Below are 8,447 nucleotides of genomic sequence, written 5' to 3'. Positions count from 1 at the left end.
GGCGACGATCTCGACCGAACCGTCGTCGAGCGTGCGGTTCGACAGCACGACGGCATCGCCGCCAAGCGCCTCGCGCACCAGACGCAGTGCGTCGCGGCTCGTTGCGCCGGTGAATTTGCGGATGTTCAAGCGTTACCCCCGATGACGTTCGTGACTTTGATCGTGCGTGTTTCCGGCACTTCGGCGTAGGACAGCACTTTCAGTTGCGGCAGGCTGCGGCGCAGGAAACGCGCGAGCATCGCGCGCAGCGCGTGCTGCACCAGCAGCACGGGCGGCAGCCCCATGTTCTGCTGCCGCAGCATCGCTTCCTGCGTGCCGATCAGCAGCGTCTGCGCGAGACCCGGTTCGAGACCGGGGTTCGCGCCGGTGGCGAGCGCTTGCGACAGCACCCGCTCGAGATTCGCGTCGATACCCATCACCTGCATTTCGCCCGTACCCGGATACCACTGCTGCGTGATCGCGCGTCCCAGCGCGAGCCGCACCACGGCGGTCAGTTCGTACGGATCGGTGATGCGGCCGGCCTGCTCCGACACGGCCTCGATGATGGTGCGCATGTCGCGGATCGGCACGCCTTCCTCGAGCAGGTTCTGCAGCACGCGCTGCAGCGTCGTGAGCGACACCGTCTTCGGCACCAGATCCTCGATCAGCGACGGCGCGTCGCGGCCGGTGCGCTCCAGCAGCGCCTGTACTTCCTGGCGGCCAAGCAGTTCGGCGGCGTGCTGCACCACCAGGTGATTCAGGTGGGTGGCGATCACGGTGCTGGCGTCCACCACGGTGTAGCCGTACACCTGCGCCTGTTCGCGCTGCGAGATGTCGATCCACACCGCCGGCAGGCCGAACGCCGGGTCGCGCGTCTGCGCGCCGGGCAGCGCGGCCGTGACCTGGCCCGGGTTGATCGCCAGCCACTGGCCCGGAAACGCTTCGCCGGTGCCCACCTCGACGCCCTTCAGCGCGATGCGGTAACCGTTCGGGCGCAGCTCCAGGTTGTCGCGGATATGGATCACCGGCGGCAGGAAGCCGATTTCCTGCGCGAACTTCTTGCGGATGCTCTTGATGCGCTTGAGCAGTTCGCCGTCGCCGCTGTTGTCGACCAGCGAGATAAGCCGGTAGCCCACTTCGAGGCCCAGCGGATCGATCAGCGTGACGTCTTCCCAGGTCGCTTCGTGGCTGTCGGCCGGCAGCGCGGCCGGCGGCGCGATTTCGGTCAGGTCGCCCGAGGCGCGCTTGGCGGCCTCGCGGCGGCGCATCGTGCGCGCCAGCCACACCAGCCCGCCGCCCAGCAGCAGGAAGGCGAAGTGCGGCATGTTCGGGATCAGGCCCATCACCAGGATGATGGTGCCGGTGATCGTCAGCACGCGCGGGTTGGTGAACAACTGGCCGGTGATCTGGGTGCCGATGTCCTCGTTGGTCGCCACGCGCGAGACGATCACGCCGGCCGCGGTCGAAATCACCAGCGAGGGGATCTGCGCGACCAGGCCGTCGCCGATCGTCAGCAGCGTGTAGTTCTTGCCCGCCGCGGCGAAGCTCATGTCGTGCTGGACGATACCGACGATCAGCCCGCCGAGCACGTTGATCACCATGATGATCAGGCCGGCGATCGCGTCGCCGCGCACGAACTTCGAGGCACCGTCCATCGAGCCGTAGAACTCGGCTTCCTGGGCGACCTCGACACGGCGCTTGCGGGCCTGCTCCTCGTTGATGAGGCCGGCGTTCAGGTCGGCGTCGATCGCCATCTGCTTGCCGGGCATCGCGTCGAGCGTGAAGCGCGCCGACACTTCGGCGATCCGCCCCGCGCCCTTGGTGATCACCATGAAGTTGATGACCATCAGGATCACGAACACCACGATGCCGACCGCGAAGTTGCCGCCCACCAGGAAGTGGCCGAACGCCTCGATCACCTGGCCGGCCGCGTCGGGGCCGGTGTGGCCTTCGAGCAGCACCACGCGCGTGGAGGCCACGTTCAGCGACAGGCGCAGCAGCGTCGAGAACAGCAGCACGCTCGGGAACGCCGCGAAATCGAGCGGCTTCATGGTGTACATGCTGACCAGCAGCACCATCACCGACAGCGCGATGTTGAACGTGAACAGCAGATCCAGCAGGAACGGCGGCAACGGGAGAATCATCATCCCGAGGATCATCACGATCAGCACGGGACCGGACAGCGCGCGCAGGTTCGCCGCGTCGAAGCGGCCGGCGCGCTTGGCGCCCGGGAGCGTGGTGGGCGTGCTCATGCGGCGCCTCCGGTGCGGCGGCCGAGCGCTTCGTCGGCTTCCTCGGCTTCGTCCTCGCCGGAAATCCCGCTGCCCTTGTCGAGCTCGGCCGGCACGTCGAGGCCGGTCGGTTCGGCCGGGAACGCGCCGCCTTCGCTGCGGAACCGCTTGAGCTGATAGACCCACGCCAGCACTTCGGCCACGGCGCCGTACAGCGGGCCGGGGATCTCGCGTTCGAGATCGACGTTGTGATACAGCGCACGCGCGAGCGGCGGCGCTTCGAGAATCGGCACGCGATGGTCCTCGGCAAGTTCGCGGATGCGGGCGGCCACCAGGTTCACGCCCTTGGCGACCACCTTCGGCGCGCGCATTTCGCCGTCGGTGTAGCGCAGCGCGACCGCGAAGTGGGTCGGGTTGGTGACGACCACGTCGGCCTTCGGCACGTTGGCCATCATGCGGCGGCGCGCCATCGCGCGCTGCTGCTGGCGGATCCGGCCCTTCACGTGCGGATCGCCTTCGTTTTCGCGATGCTCGCGCTTCACTTCTTCCTTCGTCATGCGCAGCTTCTTGTTGTGCTGCCACATCTGATACGGCACGTCGAGGCCGGCCACCACCAGCATGCCGGCCACGGTCACGCCGCAGCACACGGCGATCAGGTGCATCGCGTCGGCCATCGCCTCGTGCAGCGGCAGCGTGGCGAGCGCGAGCAGATCGTCGCGGCTGCGCCAGATCGCGATGCCGCCGATGCCGCCCACCACGAGCGTCTTGGCGATCGCCATGCCGAGCTGGATGAAGCCTTGCGGCGAGAACACGCGGCCCAGGCCGGTGATCGGGTTCAGGCGATCGAACTTGAAGCCGATCGCCTTGGTCGAGAGCAGCCAGCCGCCCAGCGCCATCGGCGCGGCGATCGCGGCCAGGCCGGTCAGCGCGAGCACCGGCGCCACCGCGCTCAGGCCTTCCATGCCGGCGCGGCCGGCGCCGGTCAGCATGGCGTGGGTGTCGAACGCGCTGGCGTGGTCGAAGCGCAGCGCGCCTTCGAGCATGGTGCGCAGATGCAGGCCGATCGGGCCGGACAGCAGCCAGGCGCCGTAGAAGCCGGCCGCGAGCAACGCGAACGACGACAGTTCGCGCGAGCGCGCGATCTGCCCCTCCTCCCGCGCCTTTTCACGGCGCCGGGGGGTGGCTTCTTCGGTTTTCTCGAGATCGCTGTCCTCTGCCACTGCAGCCTCCGGGGGAAACAGCGGGATGCCGTTTCCAGTGCATCGATTATTGATGGAGGCGTCCAGCGGCGATCGGTCGAGGAAAGCGGGGAAACGGGGGTATTTCCGGCGATGGAGGCGGCCGGGCGGTAAAAACGACGGGGCACGGGGAAATGCCGGACACGCCGAGCGGTTCGGCGGCGCGGCGTTCCGCGCGTGGTTCCGCGCGTGGTTCGGCGCGTGGTTCGGCGCTTGATTCGGCGCTTGATTCGGCGGGGCGGGCACCCTGCGGCGCACCGCCCCGGCACCCGTCCGGCAAGCGGCGTCGGTGCCGGCGCCGGGGCCGGATCAGCCCGCCGCGGCGCGCTCCAGCGCGGCCAGATCGAGCTTCTTCATCGTCATCAGCGCGGCCATCACGCGGCCCGACTGCGCCGCGTCGGCGTCGCCGAGCAGCGCCGGCAGTTGCACCGGCACGATCTGCCACGACACGCCGAAGCGATCCTTGAGCCAGCCGCATTGCTGCGCCGCTACATCGCCGCCCTCGGACAGCGCGGCCCAGTAGCGGTCGATCTCGGCCTGGCTCTCGCAATTGACGACGAACGACACGGCCGGCGTGATCCGGAACACCGGCCCGCCGTTGATCGCCGCGAACGCCTGGCCGGCCAGCTCGAAGCCCACCGTCATGACCGTGCCCTCGGGCTGGCCGGCGGCCCGCGCGCCCTCCTTGCCGTAACGGGCCACGCGCGTGATGCGCGAATCGTCGAACACCGACACGTAGAAGTGCGCCGCCGCCTCGGCGTCGTGCTCGAACCACAGGAACGGCGTGATGCGCTGGATCGACGGCTGCGCCGTCGCAGGGGTCAAGTTCATGGCCTGTCTCCGGGTCGTCTCGCCGAGGCCGGCCGGCACGAGCCGGCGCGCGCAGGCGCCGGTTCCGGCGGATTCGGCGAGGTTCGGTGAAAGCCGCGCGCGCGTCGGGCGCACGCGCGGCCGGTTCCCGATGATAGGCCGCGCGCCCGCGCCGCCGCAAAAACGAAAAAGGGCGCGACCATCGCGCGCCGCCCTTTCGGAACGGTGCGCGAGGCCGCGCCCTTCGAGGCGCGACGCCGGCGCCGGCTTACAGCGCCACGTAAGGCGTCTGCGTGCCGCCGACCAGACGCTGATCGATGCCGAAGTAGATGCTGCGGCCGAAGAAGTGCGGCAGCCCCAGATCGAGCGTGCGGCTCCCGCCGAACGGGCCGCCCAGGTTCGCCAGCGCGAAGTTGCTCGAGTTGAACAGGTTCTGCGCGTTCGCCACCGAGAACGGCACCGTGAGGCTGGTCGCGCCGCCCGACGCGGTCAGCGAGGCCGACAAGCTGACGGTGGCCGCCGGGCAGTAGAACGACGTGCTCTGGCTGCAGGTCGGCAGCGTCGCGCTGTCGCTGGTGTCGAAGAAGTACGCGTTCGAGCCGCTGTCGAAGAACGCCGACGTGATGGTGCGTCCCTGGAACGTGCCGGTCAGGTTGCCCGCCGTGGTGGTGGCGAGCTTGGTGACGCTGCCCGGCAAGGTGCCCACGCCGAGCGTCAGCGTGCCGGTGGCGGTGCCGTTGCTCGGTGCGTTGAGCTGGACGATCACGCCGTCGTTGTTGCTCGGCAAGCGCGACACCGGGTTCGCCACCTGGTTGGCCAGCGGCACCGTGGTTTGCGCGCAACTGCCGCTCGCCGGGCACGAGTAGTAGTTGCTGTTGCTCGCCGCGCTCACGCAAGCCGAGCCGCAGTCGAGCGGCGACGGCCCGACGCCGAGAATGCCGTTCGCGCCGAGCGCGTTGACCGTATTGGCCGAGGTGCTGCCGTTCGAGCAGTCGGTCGGCACGTTCGAGGTGCCGAGGTCGCCGATGATCTGCAGCGGCACCGAGCTGGCGGTGAGGCCGGCCAGCTTGATGTCGGCGGTGCGCACCGAGCCCCAGGTGTAGCTGGAGACGAACTGGCCGCATTCGGTCAGCGCGCCGCCGTTCGAGGCGGTGGCCTTCGGCAGGCTGCCGAGCACGTTGGCCGCGGCCGTGTTGACGAGCCGCAGGCCGTACGAGGCGGTGTCGAGCAGCACGTTGCTGATGACCTGGCAGGTGGAGGTGCCCGGCGCGCAGACGGTGACGGCCACGGTCGGCATGTTCACCACGTTGGCCAGGCCCGCGTTGACGACGATCGGCACGGTGTTGCCGCTGCCGACCGCGCTGCCGGTGCCCGACTGCGTGCTGGTGCCGCCGCCCGAGGCATTGGCGCTGCTGCCGCCGTTATCGTCGCCGCCGCCGCCGCAGGCGACGAGCGCGACCGTCAGCGCAACCAGGCCCAGTGCGGCGAGCGCGCGGAAAGGATTCGATGGAATTCGCAAGGTCGGACTCCCGATGGTCACTGGATGTCGGCGCCGGACATGCCGGCGGGCAGGGCCTGGGGCAACCAGGCCGAGCCGGTGAAGGCGCCCATGTGGCCGCCCGAACGCACCACGAGCGCGCTCGAATCGATCGCGACCGGCGCACGCAGGCCGCGGGCCGCGTGCGAGGCCTCGACGCCGCTGCTGTAGCTGGAGAAATAGTCGCCGAAGATCGTTGCGAAATCGGGCTTGGTCGGCCCCTGCCACGCGACCCCGAATACGGCGCCGTTGGCGCCCACGTATTCGCGGATCACGGTGCCGGAACCGAGCGTGGTTTCGCGCACCGTGTAGGCGGCCGATTGCGCCGTGCCGGTGCCGGCCACGGTGCTCGCCGCCAGCTTCGAGCTGGCTGCCGCCGACGGCGACAGCGTGCGCACCACCGCCGCGGTATCGCCGGCCGGCGGCGCCGACGGCGCTCCGCCCAGCGCGGCGAACGCGCCGGTGGCGGTTCCCGCCGCCAGCGCGGCAGCGGCCCATTTCGCGGCCAGGCCGCGCATGCGTTTCGAATTCACCCTGTCACCCCTCGTTGGCCGGTGCCGCGGCGCGCAGGACGCGCGCCGCGGCACCGCAAATGTGCCCAGTACAGGGCCGGACCATCTGGCGTCAGGCCCGGCCGCTTGCCGCTCGACAGTATGCCTGTGAGAGATGGCAAAAACCAACCGGGATCGCCCGCCCACGCGCAGAATCCACAATTCGCCGCGCCAACGCGCGTGCGCCCGCCGCCGGCGAACCGGGGGCGGGCGCACGTGGGTCCCTAAACGGCGGAGGACGCGGGCCGGAACCCGCGCCGCTCAGAAGCCCAGGCTGGCCAGCAGGTCGTCGACCTGGGCCTGATCCTGAACCACGTCGGTGCGGCCTTCGGGCGAGATCTGCGGGCCGTTCATCAGCGATTCGGGCGAGGCTTCGTCGGCCATCACCGCGGCCAGCGCGGCGGCGTTGGCGGCGAACTGCTCGCGCCGTTCGGGCGCGATGTTGTCCACCAGCACCGCGAGCAGTTGCTGTTCGATCAGGTAGACCATATCCATGATCTTCTTGATCACCTGGCCGGTCAGATCCTGGAAATCCTGCGCGAGCATGATTTCGAGCAACTGCGTGCGCGTGGCCGAGGTGGCCTCCGGCAGCGTGCCGAGGAACGCGCGGGTGTCGTCCATCAGCTCGCGCACTTCGGCACGCTCGATCGGCGCGCGGTACCAGGTCTCCCAGCGGGCGTCGAGCGCCTCGGCTTCGGACTGCAGGCGCTCCTGCACCGGCTTGGCGATCTCGATCGCGGTCAGCACGCGCTCGGCGGCCTGCTCGGTCATGGTGGCGACGTAACGCAGCCGGTCACGCGCGTCGGGCACGGCTTGCGCGGCCTGCTCGACATGCTTGTCGAGGCCCAGCTCGCGCATCGAATCGCGCAGCGTGCGGGTCAGTTGGCCGATCCGCGCCAGGATCCGGTCGCTCGTGAAATCCGCGCCGTCCGCCGAATCGTCGCCGGGAAGCTCGGCGCCGGCCTTCGCTGCATGAATCGGCTCGTCCATCTCAGCTCCCGGCCTTCGCCATTTTTTCGAGAATCTTGTTCAGCTTCTCGTCGAGCGTGGCGGCCGTGAACGGCTTCACGACATAACCGCTCGCGCCGGCCTGGGCCGCCGCGATGATGTTTTCCTTCTTCGATTCGGCCGTCACCATCAGCACCGGCAGATGCGTGAGCGCGGCGTCGGCGCGGATCGCCTTCAGCATCGCCAGGCCGTCGAGATTCGGCATGTTCCAGTCGGAAATCACGAAATCGAAGCCGCCGCCCTTCAGGCGCGCCAGCCCGGCCGCGCCGTCCTCGGCTTCGTCGACGTTCGAATAGCCGAGTTCCTTGAGCAGGTTGCGAACGATTCGACGCATCGTCGGAAAATCGTCCACCACCAGGATCTTCATGTTCTTGTCCATCACGGTTCCTCTGCAAAATTCCGTATTCTCGCCGCAACGTCAGACACGTTGCGTACGTTCACCCATTGCGGACAGCACGCGGCGGCTCATTTCCGAGAGCGGCACCACTTCGTCGGCCCCGCCCAGCGCGATCGCCTCGCGCGGCATGCCGAACACGACGCAGCTCGCCTCGTCCTGAGCGAAGGTGCGTGCGCCCGCGCGTTTCATTTCCAGCAGACCGGCCGCGCCGTCGCGGCCCATGCCGGTCAGGATCACGCCGATCGCATTCTTGCCGGCGTGCGTCGCCGCCGAGCGGAACAGCACGTCGACCGACGGACGGTGCCGGTTGACCGGCGGCTCGTCCGACAGGTGCGCAATATAGTTCGCCCCGCTGCGCGCCAGCAACAAGTGTGCGTGGCCCGGCGCGATATACGCGTGGCCCGGCAGCACCCGTTCGCCGTGCTCGGCTTCCTTCACGGCGATCCGGCACAGCGTGTTCAGGCGCTGGGCGAACGACTTCGTGAAGCCGGGCGGCATGTGCTGCGCGATCAGCACGGCCGGCGCATCGGGCGGCAGCGGCACCAGCAGCTCGCGGATCGCCTCGGTGCCGCCCGTCGACGCGCCGACGATCAGCAGCTTTTCGGTACTGACCAGCGGGTTGTTCATCAACGGCGCGCTCGCCTGCCCCGCCGCCGCGGCCGGCCGGGCCGGCGCCGCCTGGCAGATCGGGAGGGG

At 69.4% G+C, this 8,447-nt stretch carries 8 protein-coding genes; all 8 read right to left on the bottom strand.

Annotated elements, in window-relative coordinates; all coding sequences use genetic code 11:
* Positions 1-125 precede the first annotated feature (125 nt).
* Complete coding sequence (flhA, locus tag G3N92_RS27550; protein WP_206130746.1) at positions 126-2,231, bottom strand: flagellar biosynthesis protein FlhA; 2,106 nt, start codon at positions 2,229-2,231, stop codon at positions 126-128.
* Positions 2,228-3,430, bottom strand: coding sequence for a flagellar biosynthesis protein FlhB (gene flhB, locus G3N92_RS27545; RefSeq protein ID WP_206130745.1), 1,203 nt, complete (start codon positions 3,428-3,430; stop codon positions 2,228-2,230). The genes flhA and flhB overlap by 4 nt, the downstream gene beginning before the upstream one ends.
* A gap of 327 nt (positions 3,431-3,757) precedes the next feature.
* On the bottom strand, positions 3,758-4,279 hold the full coding sequence (locus G3N92_RS27540) for a VOC family protein (RefSeq protein ID WP_206130744.1): 522 nt from the start codon (positions 4,277-4,279) through the stop codon (positions 3,758-3,760).
* A gap of 247 nt (positions 4,280-4,526) precedes the next feature.
* Positions 4,527-5,777 carry a DUF3443 domain-containing protein gene (locus G3N92_RS27535; RefSeq protein ID WP_241015058.1) on the bottom strand — a complete coding sequence of 417 codons (1,251 nt, stop codon included), beginning with the start codon at positions 5,775-5,777 and terminating at the stop codon, positions 4,527-4,529.
* A gap of 17 nt (positions 5,778-5,794) precedes the next feature.
* A complete protein-coding gene (locus G3N92_RS35130; protein ID WP_241015059.1) occupies positions 5,795-6,313 on the bottom strand; it encodes a DUF2844 domain-containing protein in 519 nt (172 codons plus the stop codon).
* Between the two features lie 294 nt (positions 6,314-6,607).
* The gene (cheZ, locus tag G3N92_RS27530; protein ID WP_206130742.1) at positions 6,608-7,336 is read right to left on the bottom strand and encodes a protein phosphatase CheZ; all 729 of its coding nucleotides are present in this window, start codon (positions 7,334-7,336) and stop codon (positions 6,608-6,610) included.
* 1 nt (position 7,337) lies between these two features.
* On the bottom strand, positions 7,338-7,733 hold the full coding sequence (cheY, locus tag G3N92_RS27525) for a chemotaxis response regulator CheY (protein ID WP_013696282.1): 396 nt from the start codon (positions 7,731-7,733) through the stop codon (positions 7,338-7,340).
* Between the two features lie 39 nt (positions 7,734-7,772).
* Positions 7,773-8,447: chemotaxis protein CheB (locus G3N92_RS27520; RefSeq protein WP_277396199.1), on the bottom strand; the 675-nt coding region annotated here is incomplete at its 5' end.

The sequence above is a fragment of the Burkholderia sp. Ac-20379 genome, assembly GCF_017104645.1.
Lineage (GTDB): Bacteria > Pseudomonadota > Gammaproteobacteria > Burkholderiales > Burkholderiaceae > Burkholderia.
Note: the sequence above shows the minus strand (reverse complement) of the source record. Positions and strands in the feature narration are given on the sequence as shown.